12 protein-coding genes are annotated in these 18,390 nt (G+C 34.4%); 2 read left to right on the top strand and 10 right to left on the bottom strand.

Annotation, left to right across the window (positions count from 1 at the left end):
• Nucleotides 1–239: 239 nt before the first annotated feature.
• Complete coding sequence (locus tag IPM56_00605; GenBank protein QQS36485.1) at nucleotides 240–851, bottom strand: DUF2202 domain-containing protein; 612 nt, start codon at nucleotides 849–851, stop codon at nucleotides 240–242.
• 69 nt (nucleotides 852–920) lie between these two features.
• Nucleotides 921–1,472, bottom strand: a complete 552-nt coding sequence (locus IPM56_00600) for a hypothetical protein (protein ID QQS36484.1) — start codon at nucleotides 1,470–1,472, stop codon at nucleotides 921–923.
• 252 nt (nucleotides 1,473–1,724) lie between these two features.
• Here IPM56_00600 and IPM56_00595 point away from each other — a divergent pair, with 252 nt between their 5' ends.
• The gene (locus IPM56_00595) at nucleotides 1,725–3,749 is read left to right on the top strand and encodes an ATP-binding protein (protein QQS36483.1); all 2,025 of its coding nucleotides are present in this window, start codon (nucleotides 1,725–1,727) and stop codon (nucleotides 3,747–3,749) included.
• Nucleotides 3,746–5,107, top strand: a complete 1,362-nt coding sequence (locus IPM56_00590; protein ID QQS36482.1) for a sigma-54-dependent Fis family transcriptional regulator — start codon at nucleotides 3,746–3,748, stop codon at nucleotides 5,105–5,107. The genes IPM56_00595 and IPM56_00590 overlap by 4 nt, the downstream gene beginning before the upstream one ends.
• A 2-nt stretch (nucleotides 5,108–5,109) precedes the next feature.
• On the opposite strand, the gene IPM56_00585 is transcribed toward IPM56_00590, so the two are convergent.
• From IPM56_00585 to IPM56_00550, 8 genes are all read right to left on the bottom strand, one after another.
• The gene (locus tag IPM56_00585; protein ID QQS36481.1) at nucleotides 5,110–6,204 is read right to left on the bottom strand and encodes a hypothetical protein; all 1,095 of its coding nucleotides are present in this window, start codon (nucleotides 6,202–6,204) and stop codon (nucleotides 5,110–5,112) included.
• A gap of 18 nt (nucleotides 6,205–6,222) precedes the next feature.
• Nucleotides 6,223–6,579 (bottom strand): hypothetical protein, encoded by a 357-nt coding sequence (locus IPM56_00580; protein QQS36480.1) that lies wholly within the window; start codon nucleotides 6,577–6,579, stop codon nucleotides 6,223–6,225.
• 158 nt (nucleotides 6,580–6,737) lie between these two features.
• A complete protein-coding gene (locus IPM56_00575; GenBank protein QQS36479.1) occupies nucleotides 6,738–8,831 on the bottom strand; it encodes a T9SS type A sorting domain-containing protein in 2,094 nt (697 codons plus the stop codon).
• Nucleotides 8,832–10,079, bottom strand: coding sequence for a hypothetical protein (locus IPM56_00570; GenBank protein ID QQS36478.1), 1,248 nt, complete (start codon nucleotides 10,077–10,079; stop codon nucleotides 8,832–8,834). It abuts the gene before it with no gap.
• Nucleotides 10,076–11,353, bottom strand: a complete 1,278-nt coding sequence (locus tag IPM56_00565; protein ID QQS36477.1) for a glycosyltransferase family 2 protein — start codon at nucleotides 11,351–11,353, stop codon at nucleotides 10,076–10,078. The genes IPM56_00570 and IPM56_00565 overlap by 4 nt, the downstream gene beginning before the upstream one ends.
• A complete protein-coding gene (locus IPM56_00560; GenBank protein QQS36476.1) occupies nucleotides 11,350–15,306 on the bottom strand; it encodes a DUF2334 domain-containing protein in 3,957 nt (1,318 codons plus the stop codon). The genes IPM56_00565 and IPM56_00560 overlap by 4 nt, the downstream gene beginning before the upstream one ends.
• Entirely contained in the window at nucleotides 15,290–16,504 is a 1,215-nt protein-coding gene (gene wecB, locus IPM56_00555; GenBank protein ID QQS36475.1) for a UDP-N-acetylglucosamine 2-epimerase (non-hydrolyzing), read from the bottom strand. Before wecB ends, IPM56_00560 begins: the two co-directional genes overlap by 17 nt.
• Before the next feature lie 502 nt (nucleotides 16,505–17,006).
• Nucleotides 17,007–18,383: a HAMP domain-containing histidine kinase gene (locus tag IPM56_00550; GenBank protein ID QQS36474.1), complete on the bottom strand. Its 1,377-nt coding sequence runs from the start codon at nucleotides 18,381–18,383 to the stop codon at nucleotides 17,007–17,009.
• Nucleotides 18,384–18,390: the final 7 nt, after the last annotated feature.

The raw sequence follows: 18,390 nt of genomic DNA, 5'->3' as shown, positions 1-18,390 counted from the left end.
TTATCCTTTGTGATTATTAAAACTTATTGATGGATTAATTCTGAAATGAAAAATGAAGTTGATAACAGCTTCGGATAAAAATTGCCCGTCAAACCGGATAAACAAACACAAATTTCTGAACATGTGTCATTCCCCGAAAAATATTATTGATACTGTTTTAATGTAACAAAGAGACACTTAATAATAAAGAAAAGCAATCCAATGGATTGCTTTTCTGTTTAGCTTGCATAACTTAAATTTTAATCAACAACCTGAGTTGATGATGGTAATCCACTGATACATTTTATAAACGCGGCAAGATGATTTTCAGATCCGGCTTTAAGATTCGTATAAACCCTGATTATATCCGGATTATCTACAATAAGAAGTTGTGCCTCCAGGTCTGCGATATCGATTTCCTCAATTGTTTTTCCTACAACTAAAGCTTCATATAATGAAGAGCTTCCTTGTGCAATAAAATTGTTGTACAGATCCTGAAATGCTGCATCCGGGAATACACCAATTTCATCTGAAACTATAGGATCAGGAATTGAATATTTATCAAGCATTCTTTTTACGGCATTCATATGATTCTGTTCACTGAGTTTGATGTTTAAAAACGCCTTGTAGTTGTATTGAACTCCAAATGTTGTATAGACATCACGGGCTAATTTTTCTTCTAATCTCATATGGATGAGCCCGGCAATTTCTTCGGGAGAAATTTCGTACAGCGTTTCACCGCCCTGACCGAATCCTGATTTTTGAAACGACTTATCACCTGGTGTTGTCACCTGGTTTTCCTGGTTACATCCTAATAAAAGAATTAAAATCATAAGCATACCAAGCGCCGAAAGAATTTTTTTTGTGCTCATTTTTTTCCTCATAAGTTTTTATAATAAAAAAGGGCGATGCCTAAGCACCGCCCGGGGTTTGATATGCGACTATCTCCTGCCGCCTCTTCTGTTGCCTTTTGGACCTGTGCCATCGCAATTTCCTGAACCATTACCCTGACCTAAACCGTTTCCATATGCCGGACAGATTCCATTATTTCCTGTTCCGTTATTAGCTCCCCACTTATAACCGCCCCTGTGGTTTTGATTTCCGAATCTGTTCTGCTGACCTGTACCATCCTTCGGTCGGATGTAGTCCGGATCCTGTCCGTTTGGAATACCATCACCATCAGAATCTATTGCATTATCATTTATGCCATCACCATTCAAATCAACAAATCCTCTTGAGCCATTTCCTTTCCTGAATTTGGATCCGGAATAATCCTCGTCTCTTCCATTCGGTATTCCGTCGCCGTCTGCATCCGGCGCATTATCATTGTATCCATCACCATTAGTATCAACGAATCCATTACCATGTAATTGTGTTTTTGTTTTGATCTGGTTCTGATTTCCGGTCTGATCATTTTGCCCAAACGAAAATGAAGCAAATGACAGTATTGAAAAAAATACTATTAGTGTTGAAATCAATCTGAACTTTTTCATCTTACTACTCCTTTTGTTATGTGTTTCGTTTCATTTATTTCATTACTTTTTATTCAACCAATGTGCCAGAGAGGTAAAACTTAATTCAGCTTTTTTTCTGAACTTTTTTATAAAAAGATATTTAACTTCGACGATAAGGACGGATTCAGCGACTATGCAGACGAAAAAAGTGAATCCGTTCAGTTATATGTGAATCCAATTTTACGGTATAATATTTCTTTACCGTGTTTCTAAGAATTATTAGTTTTGAATATGAAATTTCTTCAGAGAGTACGACCAGGGGGAGTTATTGCGATAACAATTGTTATCGCCGCAGTAATGATTATTTCTTCAATTGTAGAATTGAGTGAAAGTAAAAAAGAAACAATTCACCTGCTTACTGAAAGTTCCTACTCGTTAATTGAAACGATAAGACAAAGCTCGCTCAACACTTTAAACTCCAGTGAAGAAATTGAAAACATTATCACCGAGCGTCTTCTTAACAATGCATTTTTAATTAAACAGCTGGATAGTTTAAATCTGCTTACAACAAACAAACTTATTGAGATTGGAAAAAAGAATTCGATATACAGGATCAATATTTTTGATAATAAAGGGAACAGAATTTTATCAAACCGTATCCCTGAGCCAGGGCACATACACGGTGAAGAAAATATCAACAGATATTTTGAACTTTATAAAATTTTAACAGGCGAAGAAGACGAAATAATAATCGGGTTAAAGGATGCCGAGTTTACAAATGCACAACGTTATGCAATTGCTGTTTCGCGCGTTAATAACAGAGGCGCTATAGTTGTTAATCTTGATGCGGCTGACTTTCTCGAATTCAGAAAAAAAATTGGGATTGGAAAAATCATTAATGATTTATCCGATAACCATAGAATAAAATATCTGGCATTGCAGGACTCTATCGGGATACTTGCTGCTAACAGCACGTTGGATTCTATTTCATCAATTGAATCCGATGCATTTCTTGAAAAGGCTCTTACCTCAGATTCAATTTTAACACGTATAATATATTATAAAGGCGAGGAAGTTTTTGAAGCCGTAATGAGATTATACTATGAAGGAGAAACAGCCGGCTTGTTCAGGTTAGGTTTAACTATGGAAGAGGTTAAGCTTGTTGAAGAACGAATGACAAGAAGGCTTGTTTTAATTTCACTAATACTTGCTGCTATTTCAATAATAACTCTCAGTATTATTTTTACAAACCAAACGCTAAAGAGTGTTTCAACTGAGTATGGTAAATTTAAATCATTCACAGCCTCAGTGCTGGAAAATATGGGAGATGCGGTTATTGTAACAGATACAATGTTTAACATAACGTTAGCGAACAAGTCTGCTCAACAACTTCTTTTCAATACTAAAGAATTATTTTCAGGTAAACCGCTTGAATCATTTTCTCCGCCATTATTAATTGAACTTAAAAAATATTTAGCGGGAAAATATTCCGGAACAGAAACTCTCATCACTCCAATTAGAATTGATAAGGAAGACAAATTCCTCTTACTGAATTTTTCCACTAACCTGAATACAGAAGGTACAGCAGAGAGTTATACAATTGTTATAAGGGATTTCACTGAAGTCCATAAACTTGAAGAAGAAACAAAACGAAATGAAAAACTTTCCGCGATGGGTGAGCTTGCCTCCGGCGTTGCGCATGAAATCCGTAACCCTATAAATGCTATCGGGATGATTGCGCAAAGACTTGATAAAGAATTTATTGTTGATAATAACTCAGACGAATACCACAATATCACATCGCTCTTGAGACATGAAGTAAACAGGATCAACAGGATAATAACTCAGTTCCTTAGTTACGCAAAACCTCTTGATATTCAGATAAAACCGGTGAACACAAAAGAATATTTCAACGAACTGTTTTTACTTTTTGATGCCCAGTCAAAGCACAAGAACATTACTCTTAATTTTGAACTGAAAGACATAGGAGTTATAAATATTGATCCGGAATTATTAAAACAAACTTTAATCAATATCGTTCAAAATGCATTCGATGCAACAGATAAAAACGGAAATGTCGAAATCAAATATTCCTTTTCTGAGAATAACTTTCTGATAGAAATAAGTGATGATGGCAGAGGCATTGCTGAAGAAAATCTAAAAAGGATTTTTGATCTTTATTACACATCAAAGAAAGATGGAAATGGACTGGGGCTTAGTATCGCTCAGAAAATTGTAGCTCAACACAATGGTTCAATTAGTGTAAAAAGTAAATTAAACTCAGGAACAAAATTTATAATCAGCATACCACAATGAAAGATTATACAATACTAATCGCAGATGATGAATCAACACAGCGTGATATTTTATCCGGCTACTTAAAGAAAAAAGGATATAAAATATTCTCCGCATCATCAGGTAGTGACGCAATCAACATCGCTAAAAACAATCTCGTTGACATTGTTTTATCAGACTATAAAATGCCGGATAAAACCGGGCTTGAAGTCCTTGAAGAATTAAAACACCTGAATCCTGAAATAAGTTTTGTGATGATAACAGCTTACGGGACAATTGAGAATGCTGTAAAAGCAATGAGACTGGGTGCGTTCGATTACATTTCAAAGCCTGTTGATCTTGATGAACTCGACCTGTTACTTGAAAGGATAATTGAGAATAAAAATCTTAAATCCGAAAACAAGTTTTTGAAAGAACAGTTGAAGGAGAAACATAGCATCTCTTCAATAATTACTAATTCATCAATGATGGAAGAAGTGATAAGCATTGCTTCCAGGGTTGCGGATAGCAAAGCAACCGTATTGATAACAGGTGAAAATGGAACCGGTAAAGAAGTGCTCGCAAAAGCTATTCACTTTATAAGTCCGAGAAGCAGCAATCCTTTTATAGCTGTTAACATTCCCGCACTTACAGAAACAATTTTGGAAAGTGAATTGTTCGGTCATGAAAAAGGATCATTTACCGGCGCAGATAAATTAAAGAAAGGCAGATTTGAACTTGCTAATACAGGAACAATTTTTCTTGATGAGATTGGAGATATACCGCTTTCAACACAGGTAAAACTACTGAGAGTTTTGCAGGAACATCAAATTGAAAGAGTTGGCGGTACCGAAAGTATTAATATTGATGTCAGAATTATTGCCGCGACCAACCAGGATCTTGAAAAGAAAATCAGGGATGGATTGTTCCGTGAAGATCTTTACTACCGGCTGAACATAGTCGCAATAAAAATTCCATCTTTAAAAGAAAGAAAAGAAGATATCATTCCGCTGATAGAATATTTTATTAAGAAGTACTGTAAAGAAAATGCAAAAGAAGATCTTCTCATTTCAAAAGAAGCAGTTGATACATTGATGAAATATAACTATCCCGGTAATGTGCGTGAGCTTGAAAACATTATAGAGCGCGCTGTTGTGCTTGCAAGAGGTAATACAATTACAGCAAAAGACTTGCCGATGAATGTAACCGGATTCAAGGAAGAAGTGAATTTATCACAACGGGAAAATGAAACTCTGACACAACAGGTTGAAGCGCTGGAAAAAAAATTAATATTCGATGCTCTTCATGTAAGCAATGGAAATCAGACTAAAGCGGGTAAAATATTAGGATTAACCGAACGCAATCTCAGGTATAAACTGAAAAAGTATGACATCAAGTAAAACTATAAATCCCATCCAAGACCAAATGAGAAAAGCTGGTTTGAATAATCGTAAAAATAATCATTCGATTCATTCAGCAGGATATTATAATTCAGGTATAAATTCATTCCGCTTATAAATGAATTAAGATTTATTTGCAGCGCAGAACCAATGGCATATAGCTTATCTTTTCTATTGTAGTTTAGTTCAGTTCCGTCTGCAGTCGCTGCCGGAAGATTAAGATAATTTCCGACCTGGTATCTACCTTCAACTTTTCCTGTCACCGTTTGTGAAATAAGATATGTTATTGAAAGCCCTGTTTCGTAGCCCTCATTTGAATAAACATCATTAAATATTTCTTCCTCGTAGTAAACAAAATCATCTACATTAAAAAACCTGTTTCCGCTTTTAAGATTTTTTCGATAGAGCAGATATGCACTAACTCCAAGCTCATCGGTTAATGATTGTCCGGATTGCAACAAAAATTTTGACTGGGTAACCGTTTCTGCCATTTCAGGATCATTTAGTTTTTCGGAATACTGTTTATGATCTAACTCCGCTCCGATTATTAGTGATGTACCTGTTTCAAAACTAAAAATTGATTTAACAAAAAATTTATACTCATTGTATGAAAACAAAGAATAATTTTTAAAATCAATTTTATTAAATATCAGCCCGCCCTGCAGTTTATCGGCTTCTGAGATTGAATGCATATAATTTGCGTAGGCTGAAAATTGTCCGTAATCATAAACGGAAAACTCTTCCCTGTTTGATCTGAAACCATAGTTGGCGCCTATGTTCAAAGGATTATCATCATCTGCAAATAAATATGTTTCAACAATACCAAACTTATGTGACGAAGATGTTTTTGTAATATTGGTGTTGTAGTAATTATAATTTCCTGAATAGTACAGTTCAAAATTATTTCTTGCGGTTTCAAAATCATATCCGGCTTCACCTGATAAGTTATTTACAAAATCAGAAACACGGGTGTAGTTATTAAAGATATTGTCGTCGTAATAATTTTCGAAAGATGTGCCAAGATAAAATTGTGGAAAGATTTTTTCAGAAAAAATAAAAACTAAAATCATGACGGAAAGGATAAAACGCATATTCATAATGCATACCTGAAAGAGTTACCTGTGACCGCCATTGCCGCCGTTACCATTTCCATTACCTCCTGACCCTGAACCATGATTCCCGCCTCTGTTCCGTTTTCTCAATTTGTTGATTCCCATTCCACCGGCGCGAGTATCAGAAATACCATCACCGTCTTTATCTATAAACACATCTTTCTTTTTGCGATGTCCGTTAGTCTCTGTTTGCTTATTTTTTTTTGTCCCTGTTTCATCCTGAGGTTGTTTCATTTCAGACTGTTGATTCTGGATTTTCTCTTTTTCCTTATTCCTGTTTTTTATTTGAGTCGAATCAGAAATTGCCTGGCTGTAGATCATTCCGGCTGAAAGTAATACTATCGTTATTATTTTTTTCATATAAACCTCTGCTTGAATTTATCAATATACATGCCACTTGAAATACTGTTAAAGTTCAACGAATATCAAACTTTAGACTAAATGTAATCGACAAACAAAGTTCGGTATGACTAAACGGTCGAAAACATTAATCATATAAAAGCATTTTATTGATGCTCTTATTTTAATAAAACTGTTTTTTTTGTCTGAACAAAGTTTCCTGCCTGCATCCTGTAAAAGTAAACCCCGCTTGGTAAAGTTGATGCGATCCAGTTTACTTCATGAATGCCTGGAGAAGTTTCTTTGTTCACCAGAGTTTCTATTTCATTACCTAAAATATCGAATATAGTTATCGTGACATGAGCATATTCTGTGATAGAAAATCTAATTCTTGTGGAAGGATTAAATGGACTGGGATAATTCTGAGATAATTCAAATTCCGCGGGCAACTCAACATTAGTGTTTTCTTGTTCAAAAACATTTGTTATAGATTCAGGATTACCTGTAACAAGTACAGTTCCATTGTCACCGCATATCCATGCAGTAGTATCATTAAGCACTTCTAATCCAAAAAAATCATAGCCTGTTTTTCCAAACTCGGTCTGCCAGTTTGATCCTCCATCTGAGCTATGGAGGACAAATCCAGTATCACCAATCGCCCAGATAGAATTATCTGAAATACCCTTTACCATATAAATATTATTAGTTGTATTGGTTGCTTGTGTAAGCCAGGTGTTTCCACCATTTATGGTTTTAATTATTGTTCCATAAGAACCTGCACAATATCCAATATTCAAATCAATAAAGGTTGGATAAAAAAGTGCGTTGGTTGTGGTGCTGGATTGTGGATTCCAGGTGTTGCCACCATCGGTCGTCCGCAATACCAAACCATCTTCCCCGGTTATCCAGCCATTAAATAAATCTTTGAAGGTGACACCAAAGAGTAATTTACTTGTACCGGAATTTTGAATGACCCATGTTACTCCTCCGTTTGTGGTGTGTATCAGTGTGCCTAAATCTCCAACAGCCCATCCATTATTTTCATCAACAAAGCTTATGCTCATGAGAGTGTTAGTAGTATTTGTTGTTTGTTGTAACCAACTACTTCCACCATCGGATGTATGGAGAAGAACTCCCAGATCGCCTACAAGCCATAGATTATTTTTCTCAGGCATATCAGCACCGTAGAATGAATCACCAGTAATGCCGTTGTAAACATCAGTCCATAATTTTCCACCATCAGAAGTTTTTATAATTCTTCCGTATTGTCCAACACCAAATCCGTATACTCCTTCTGAGAAAGTAATCCAATTAATACTGATGTTCATTCCTTTATTCAGATAATCCCAGGGATCTGAGTTAGTCTTTTTAGCTAAAAATCCATATTCACCGGCAATAAATTTAATACCGGAAAACTCAGTCATGTGATGTATTGAAGCATAAGTATCCAGATTTTCAGAATACCATGATGATCCTGAATTTGATGACCTCAGAATAATTCCATTGTCACCTACAATCCAATAATCTGTTTCCGTAGAAAAATGAATATCATTTAATCCAAGCGAAGTATTTGAAGTTATAGAGTTCCAGTTTGTTCCGGAATTAGTTGTTTTAAAAATTGATCCGTTTGAACCAACTACAAATCCTGAAGTTGAACTGTTAAACTTTACTTGTAAGCAAGGTGCCCCGCTATTCTTTTGAACAATCCAATCTGATCCGCCATTGGTAGTGTGGAGTATGTAACCGGAAGACCCTACAACCCATCCTTCTGATGAACTAACAAAATGCACTCCGTTAAAACTTATACTATTGGGAATAGAAGACACTGATTGAGTCACCCAATTAGTTCCACCATCGTTCGTTCTGATAATTCTTTTATTGTCACCAACTGCCCACCCGTTATTTTTATCTATAAAATAAACGGCGTTTAATCCATTCTGGATGCCGCTATTTTGTTCAATCCAATTAAAACCATTGTTAGTTGTTTTAAATATTGTTCCGTTATCACCGACAATCCATGCAGTAACTGAATCCGCTACAGCAATATCCAGTAAATTATCTGTAATCGCCTCATATTGTACTTCCCAGGTTATCCCGTGATCTGAGGAAAATAATATAGTTCCCCATTCACCAACAGCATACCCATAATATTGATTATAAAATTCTATTGCCCACAGATTATTTCCCTGTGGTTTTGGATATTGCCAATTCCAATCGCCTGCAATTGTAAATGTGAAAAATGAAAACATAAAAAGTATAAGTTTATAAAACATTTAAAACTCCGTGTAAAAGCCAAAGCCCATTGATAAAGAAATGTAGTAAGAAGAAAAATCGTTGTAAGCATCATTAGATTGATTTCGGACAAACCCGGAACTTATTGCAATGCCCATTCCAAGATTATCAGATAAATTAAAGTACCTGGAAATATAAAGTTCGGTACATGACCGCAGGTCAATTCGTTGATCGGCTAATTCAGTTCCAACCAGATCAAGCGCCGGTGCACCAAATAATTTTTGTTGGATAGAGAGGTCCAGTTTAACTTCGATATCATAAAATATTTTCTGAATTAAAGCAGATCTTATTTCCAATCCCTCATAACTGAAAATATCATTATAAATATCTTCCGTTAAAAAAGTAGTGTTAGCATACTGTGCCAGGTATCTGACTAAAGTGTTTGGATTATACCGATAGAGAAAATTTGTTTGAAATGAATTAGCTCCCCAATTCGTCTTCATAAAAATATCTGCTACAAATTGTGAAGTACCCTTTGCAAATGGAGAAATCAAAATTTCTTTATCTGATGGGACAGTTATTTTTGCGCCGGTTTTGCCTTTCCCGGAATACTTTATTGTAAAACTTCTTTCTACTTCAAATTTACTTGTATCATAAATTGATTCTGTATAATACTTAAACCCGCCGGAAAGATTGAGACCATAATTAAATGAACTATTAGTTTTATTTCCGATCTGCAGATTTAGAATATCAGTTATATTAGACAAAACTGTGATGTTTGAATAATCTCTAAAACCAAAGGTATTGGTAAGTTCAAAATAATAATCATCAGAAATCATAAATCTATAACCAGCCAATGCGCTTGTTCCAAAATTATTAAAGTCTTTGAAAATGTCTTTATCGTGTCTTCCCCCGACTCTGACTGCCAGTGTTAGAAGCGGGCTAATAGAATCAGTTGAAACAGTTTGAGTATTTTCTTCAGAAAGTTCATCATCTTTAAATTCGAACAAGTATTTTGATGTTAAATTATGTTCATAATAATTTCTATCCTCAAATCGATTAAACAATACCAGGCCGCTGATGTAACTAAAATTTAATTTTGAGTGGTCAAAAGCTGTTGAGTAGTTTAATTCAGTGTAAGTTTGTTTTAGCTGGTCATCAAGCTCTTGATAATTGTAAAGAGGATTTTGATAGTATCCGTAACTGGCGGAACCATAGAGAGATAATTGTGCAAAACTGCTTACGTGACATAAGATAACAAGTAACAATATTGTTGATTTTATTTTCATTCGCTTTTTTTCTCTGAAGCCAAATCAAACCTTACTGTTTTATCCCACACGTGTTTTTCTTTTTTTATGTATTCGATATAAAAAGATTTGATAACCAGGTAAATCCATAGCTGGCAATAACTGAAATACATTAAAACTATAAGCCCGATTTTTCCAAAACTATCTTCTTCATCGTAAGAAATCGAAACTATTATTTCGAATATGAAAAGTACAAATGCGATTAACCATACAACTGTATAAGGACCCGGAAGCGACATGCTAACCAAATCCATTGCACTGATTATGAAAAGAAAATCTGAGATTAGTATTGCAAAGAAAAAGATATAGTACAGCGCAAGATTGTAAAGTAAATCGAAGGCAAGACGTTTATTTTTAAAATGCGGTATCTGTTTAAAGAACTTTGAAATTACATAATGATTTCCTCTGACCCATCTTAATCGCTGTTTTATCCACACCTTCCATTCCTGCGGTTCCTGTTCATATGTTACAGAGTAAGGTAAATATTTAATTTTATATCCTTCCTGATAAATTCTTATACTTAATTCGGAATCTTCAGTAAGTGCTTCTTCATCCCAGCCTTTAAGTTTTCTGATTAGGTCAGTCCACATAATAAAATTAGTTCCGGGCAAAGTTGCGATATTATGACTTTGCCATCTGCCTGCCTGCAGCATTGATTGGAAACTTAGCGTTTCAATGTTTATAAATTTTGTCAGTAAATTCTGATTTTTATTAATTGTCCTGAATTTTCCAAGTACTGCACCAAGTTCTTTATTTGCAATAAGCTGTGCCGCTAAATATTTAAGCGCCTTTTTATCCGGAGTATTATCAGCGTCATAAATAGCAATCGTTTCTGATTCAACAGTTTCTAAAGCAAGATTAAGTGCCCGGGATTTACCTTTTCCACCCAAACCTTTTGGAACATCGAACAAAACAACCCGATCATCATTCAAAGCAAAATGATCAATTATTTGTTTAGTTGAATCTACAGAACCATCATTAATAACAATTATTTTTAGTTTGTCTTTTGGATAATCCAGTTGCAGCATTGATTCTATTGTTCGTCCGATGACTTTCTCTTCGTTGTGAGCGGGAATTAAAATTGAACACGTAGGCAAATCAAAATGATTTTCGTCAACAACCCTTTTTTCCTTAAACGACTTTAAATAATTAATATATCCGAATACAGTCAGCACAAATTGATATGCTATCATAAACCAGATAAGTATAACTGTTATAAGGAATAATACACTAAGATCTAATTCTAAATTTGTCATTGTCTAATCTCTTGCAGTCTGAACTTTCGGTTTAAATATTTTACTGATAAAAACATTATTAAAAGCAGAACAATAGAAAGCGTTCCAAATAGCGCTATACTCGTTGATGACCAGAAGCTCGTCAGGTTTACTCCTTTTGCAAAAGCATCACCCACAGTTACCTCGACATTATGACTTCCAACAGGTAAAAAAGTGCTGAAACAATCATCTCCCCTCATAATTTTAAAACTAAAATCTTTCCCATCGACTTTCACGAATGTTGGCTTTCGATTCAGCGAAATAATTGCTCTTGTATCTGACTCATAACTAAATGATAAATCCTGATAACCATAGTTGAGTGAGAGAAGATTCCCGGTAAATGCAAGCACCTTAGTTTGTAATTCCACTGGATTAAACTGGTCTTTACTTTTGTTGAAATTAATATGATGAGTTCCGGCGGGTATTATGAATGAATTATTTCTTCCGGGCGATATCGTATTATTGTTTAGGTTAATACTCATAACACTTTTTGGTAATTCTAAAGTAAAAGAGGTTGGTGAATAATATTCAAATCCATCTGCGGTGACTTTATATTTAACTTCACTTGCTAAAGCATAAGGCATGTAATAAAGATCCTGAGGATTAATACTTGATTCAGAATAAATCGTTAGTCTTGGGGCTCCCAGAGAAGCGGAGCGAACCATGTGGAAACTTTCGGTTCCGGTTTGTGTTAAAGTTGGAAATGGTATTACATCATTTTCAGTTCGGAATTTTAAAATGTTTAAATCCAGCATCAGCTTACTTTTATCACTGATCTTTTCCTGGTATTGGATTCCAATATCATAATATCTTATTGGATTTGTTGACCAAAGATTCTGAGGATCTTCAACCTGCAGGATAAAATTGTATTTCTTTTGCAGCTTTAAAACATTGTCTATATCATCAGCAATATATTCACGAAGCTCCGGCGAGCCGTAACTATCCATTGCTGTAACAACAATTTGAAATCCTTTTTTTCTATTTGCTATGTTTTGAAATGAAGTTAAGAGTGTTTCGTAAACTTCATTTAGTTTATTAACTCTGTAATCAACTACGGTTTTTCTTACCTGCGGATTCTTTTCCCAATAATATTTTGATGTCGGTTCAAATACTTTAGTAAGCTCAATGTTATATTTTTCTTTTACCTCCTTTTGCGCTGAACGATGCATTGGAGTAAACAGATTTGGATTCTTGAAACCTAAACCTGCTTCAAAATATAACTCAGCTAAATTAACTCCGTCCCAATCATAACTTTCAAGAAATTTTACAAACTCGTTCTTCATTGTATTAACACATTGTGCATCTGTTAGAGAAACCGGATATCGCCATGAAGGTCTAACATCCTCACCTAAAAAGTTTTTTTCTCTCCATTCCGGATGTTCTGTCCAGAATTTTAAACTCACCTGAGGCGGCTCTAACCATGCATACACCAGAATTCCATTTGCATGGGCAAGATTAATTAAGGTTTTATAATCGTAGGTATATTTGGGATATTGATGCCAGCCTGCAGCATGTATTATTCTGATTCCTTGTTTTACCCATTGCGTAACTAATTTTTCAATGCTGATCTTTGATCTGTAACCAGGATCAAAATAAACTTCCAAATTATTTTTTTTGATTGTTGGTTTTAACCGGAAATATTGTCTTACATATTCCAGCAGGTAAGGATAGTGACTGTAACCAAGTTGTGAATGAGGATCGAATTTAGAACTGATGTAAATTACTTTTCCAGCGCCATATTTTTTACCAATAACCATCGGGAATTCAGTAGCCTGATCAAAGCAGAAGATCTCATCAACATCATTTGTTTCAAACTTGTTTACCAGTTCCGGATCGTTCCAAATAATTTTCTCTTCGTGAAAAATATTATCACGAATACCTTCAACATTAATTTGGGTAGAGGTATACCTGATACCCAGTTCTTCAGATAAATAATTTTTGGTATCTGTAATTATATTTCCGCCGCCTCTTACAAAGTTGATTATAATGTTATAGTCGGTCGGCTTTAACGATTCCACAGAAGTATATGGAACAATCAATAAATTGTATTTACTTAAATCGATATGCTGTTCTGCAAATATTGTATCGACTGTTACGTTAACACTTTGAAACACAGATGCCAACGATGCCTGATCATTATATGCAGCTCCTTTAGCGTAGTGATTCCATAATATAACCGCCCGTAGTTCATTCCAGTTCTCATCTAAATCAAATATCTCATCATATTTACTACTAACGTTTTGAAATAGATTTTCTAAAAAACCTGGTTCACTTTTATAAAACTCGGTTAATTCTGCCTGGTAATATTCACCTGGTTTCAGATTTATCTTTTTAGTGATACTGCCAAGAGTTCTTTTATCTGCATTTTTTTTCTGTTTGATTTTTCCGTCCTGATCAAAATATGTTTCAGTTAAATATTGATCATCCACAGTTAATGAATAATGCTGTGAACCTGAAAGAAGAATTTGTTTTTTGGATTTAACCGAGTTGATTTCATCTTTTAAATTTAAAAAGGTATAACCCAGCCTTTCAATTTTATCAACCAGCTCCTCAAGGATTTTTATATCAAGAAAAGAATGAAAGAAAAATGAGGCAAAACCATCACGAACATAGAGATTTGCCTCAGCTCCTTTCATTATATCATCAACAGCTTTTTTTATTGCTTTGGGATTTGGATCAAGGGGAATGTAGCCTAAATTCTCCGGGTAAATTTTTTGGCAGTACAAATCTTTATAAATAACATATGGGAAAAATTGACTGTAATCAGGATTTTCAATTGATAATCTCTGTTCGATAGCCGTACTAAAATATTCAGAGATTGTTTTGTATAAAATGTTAGAAGCTGTATAGTGAGGTGTTTCCCATAATAATGGATGAAGCCCATTTTTAGAAAATTCACCAAGTCCCATTTCAATTTTTCTATTGATAAGATTTGCATCTTCATCTTGAATTGGAAGATTAAGATTTGCATCCCAGAATTCGAAATCCGCTGCGGTTACATCTTTGTATTGATGAGTTACACCGTGCATCACAATTGTTCCGCCGTTATATTCAACATAGTGCAATGCATCAACCATATCCGGTTTATCTGAAAGACTAATTCTAATTCCGCCAATTGGATCAACATAAAATGGAACGACACCAATCAAAAATGGAATGCCTCTTTCAGATAAGTAATCAGCGATATCTCGGATTTTATCCGGATCATCTAACGGTGTTACATCTTCTATTCTTACAATTGCTGAGTGAGATTCTTCGTGATGTTCATTTAATATTTCATGAAGATAATCTGCAAATAATAAATAGCGGTCAGTGGAATTTGCATACGCAAAGGGTGAGTCTGCAATGTAAACTAAATTTTTAGATTTGATAATGTACGGAGCTTTTGTTTTCTTTTTTGATGATACAGCAGATGCAATTATTTCAACTTTACTGTGATCAGATATTTCAATCAAATTTATATTTCCTTCACCTTTAGTGAAGGATTTATTGTTCGATTTTACAAAATCAAAAATACTTGTAGTGTCGAGTTTCGTTACCTTAAATCCGAATAAATCTGATGTGTTATATTTTGCGGAAAACTCTATGAATCCGGTGTTAATCCAGATTAAAGGTTTATTTGTTTTTACTACATCATTAACAAAAGACGCAGGCACTAAATTTTTTTGATAGAACCCTAAATAAAAAATATAATCATAGTCTTCCAGTGATGATGCTTTATATTCATCAACTCCAATAACATCAGTTATTGTGTTAAAATGTCCGAGCAGTTGGGCCAATTGTCTTCCATCACCCATAGCTAAGTTAGTTAATTGAGAGCTACCTTGTACAACAACTAATATTTTTTTTTGCTTATAGCTGTTCTCAGCATAAATCTGCAGTGATAAGATTACTGTAAGTATCAGCGGGAAATAAATTTTAGATATTATTTTCATATTCCAATTTCTTAGTTAAGACCATATGATTTGATATTGTCTTCATTGCAAGCGGATCAAACTCATTTACTGGTGTATTAGTTATCTGAAAATAGTTCTTAATTATCTGAATGGTTCTTTTGGCTGAAAAGCCATCTCCATAAGGATTAATAGCCGTCGCCATCTTCAGATATTCTTCTTCATTACTCAGCAAATTATCGGCTGTTGTAAAAATTGTACGTTCATCTAATCCGACAAGTTTGACTGTACCATATTCAACTGCTTCTGGTCTTTCTGTAACCTGGCGTAAAACAAGTATTGGAATACCAAAATGCGGACCCTCTTCCTGAACGCCTCCGGAGTCTGTTAAAATTAAATATGATTTAGACATCAGGTTTACGAAATCGGGGTAGTCGAGAGGGTTGATAAGATTTACATTTGAGATGTTACCTAAAATCGAATGTGCAACTTCCCGGACTTTAGGATTAAGATGAACGGGAAAGATGATATTATATTCTTTATAATTTAAAGCAAGATTTTTGATTGCATTACACGCACTCTTCATAGGCTCCCCTAAATTTTCACGGCGATGCATAGTAATGAGTATGATATTTTTACCCTGGGCGACAATCTGATTTACATTATCTGAGGAAAAGATATAATCTTTTTTAACGGTATAACTTAAAGCATCAATAACAGTGTTTCCTGTAACAAAAACATTTTTGGGATTTACATTTTCAACAAACAATGCCTCTTTTGCGGTTTGCGTTGGTGCAAAGTGCAGATCCGTAATTACACTTGTTAATCGGCGATTAATTTCTTCAGGGAAAGGATTACTTTTATCATTTGTACGCAATCCTGCTTCAATATGTCCGACTGGTATTTGTCGGTAAAATGCTGCTAAACTACCAACGAAAGTTGTTGTAGTATCACCCTGCACTAAAACCAGGTCAGGTTTTTCTTTTTCAAAGATAATATCTAGTTCTTCAATCGTATTTTTTGTGATTGCGGCTAACGTTTGTGAAGGCTTCATTATGTTTAAATCGTAGTCAGGCTTTATTTTAAATACATCTAAAACCTGATCAAGCATTTGACGGTGTTGTGCAGTAGCGATAGTAATTAGTTGGAAATGTCCGGTTTGCTGTTCAAGCTCTTTAACAATAGGAGCTATTTTAATAGTGTCAGGTCGTGTTCCAAAAATCACCGCTATCTTTTTCAATCAATATTCCTAAAAAATGGTTTCAATATTCAGCCATTAGAAAAATTCAAGCCAGAATTTGGCTGGAAAGAATATTCGATTTAAGAGGATAGAATGATATTTTATTATGGTAAGGAAATTAAGCAACTCATTTCGTCGAGGAGTTCAACAATTTGGTCGAATAATTATTCTTACGTGGTTATTTAATAAAGTAGAATAAAGGGTCGTTTTTAGTTTAATAGTACAGTAAATAATAATTAATTCTTTACAACCTGCCTTTTCAATTTTAATAATTAACTTACTTTTCTTTTTAGGATTTTCTTAAACAACATAATGCGAACTACCTTTTATTCATCTGTTCCGGATTCTTTTCTATTTTAGAATTTGAATTTTGAAATTAGCTTGTATGATTAAAATAAGTTTCTGAATTCATGATGGTGTTTTAGAAAATTGCACTGATAAAGGGTTACTGATACCGGAACTTTGGGGGAAAAAAAAATTGTAAAGAAAAATTAGTAATATTTTACCCGGCAGGTAATGTTATGCAAAAACAAGCACCCGGCTTTTCTTTAGTGCCCAACTTCGATGGACTTTCAACTGAAATGGTGCCGCCATGTCTTTCTATAATTTGTTTTACAACTGAAAGACCCAGTCCTGTACCTTCGTATCCTTTTTGTTTTACGTTTGATGCGCGGTAAAAATCATTAAATATTTTTTTCTGTTCAGATTCCGGGATGCCAATTCCGTTATCACAGATTGTAATTATATTTTTTTTAGCTCCGTTGCTGACTGTAACAAGAACTTCGCCGTTAGAGGTTACATATTTAACAGCGTTATTTATAAGATTAGAAAATGCCATTTCAAGAAGGACATTATCCCCGCACAAATTATTTTTTTCGTTTCTTTCATCTGAAAATTTAAGTGAAATCTTTTTTAACCGTACTACAGCTTTTTGCTTTTCAAAAATATTTTCAATTACCTCGTTAAGATTGATTTCTTCATGTGAAGTCTCATCAAGAAGTTTTAATCTTGATATTTTCAATACATCATTGATCATTTCAATTGCTTCACTTGATCTTAACTTTGCCCTTTCAAGTTTTTCTTCCATTCTCGGATTAATAGGACCAAGATATTTTTTAAGTACAAGTTCTATGTATGAATGCACTGCTGTTAGCGGTGTTTTTATTTCGTGAACTACGCCCATAATATATTTCTGTTTTTCAATTTCGGCAGTATTAAGCTTTTCAAATGATTCTACCAGGTCCTGTTCCTGTTTTAGTAGTTGTTTGGCAATCCTGTTTGCCAGCATAACGCTTACAAAAATTGTAAAGACAAATACAACATTGAATGCTATAATGTAATTGAGATCATTTGACAAATTAAAATTCAATAGTCCCGTCAGCGGTTGATGAGGTATAATTCCTGAGTACTCACCAAAACTTATAAATGCAAAACTTAAAACAACCAGCACAGCAATTGAATAGATTATAATACTCGGAAGTATCAGGCTTCCGATTATCATATGAAATACAGCAAGCATATACAGCGGAGATTCTATTCCTCCGCTATAATACACCAATAACATTAATGCTGTAAGGTCAAGTATGATCTGAACAAAGGAGAGATGTAAGGGATTGAACTGAAGTGCATCAAGTTTCAAATATCTTCTGAAAAAATGGAGAAGAGAATTGTAAACAAGAATTGTTGCCGTTATCAGAATAATGATTTTCTGCTGGGATTCACCAAGTTTTATTTTCAGCAGGAACTCTGTACTGACAATAAAAAAAGTCAGCATCACAACTGCACCGTAACGCAGTTTTATGAACCAAAGATTTCTTCCCCGGATTGATGTCCAGAATTCTTCGTAATGATGCGCCCATGTTGGAACAAGATTCAGCATAAAACTC

It is taken from the genome of Ignavibacteriales bacterium (genome assembly GCA_016700155.1).
GTDB lineage: Bacteria > Bacteroidota > Ignavibacteria > Ignavibacteriales > Ignavibacteriaceae.
This window is presented reverse-complemented; position numbering and strand designations above follow the sequence as displayed.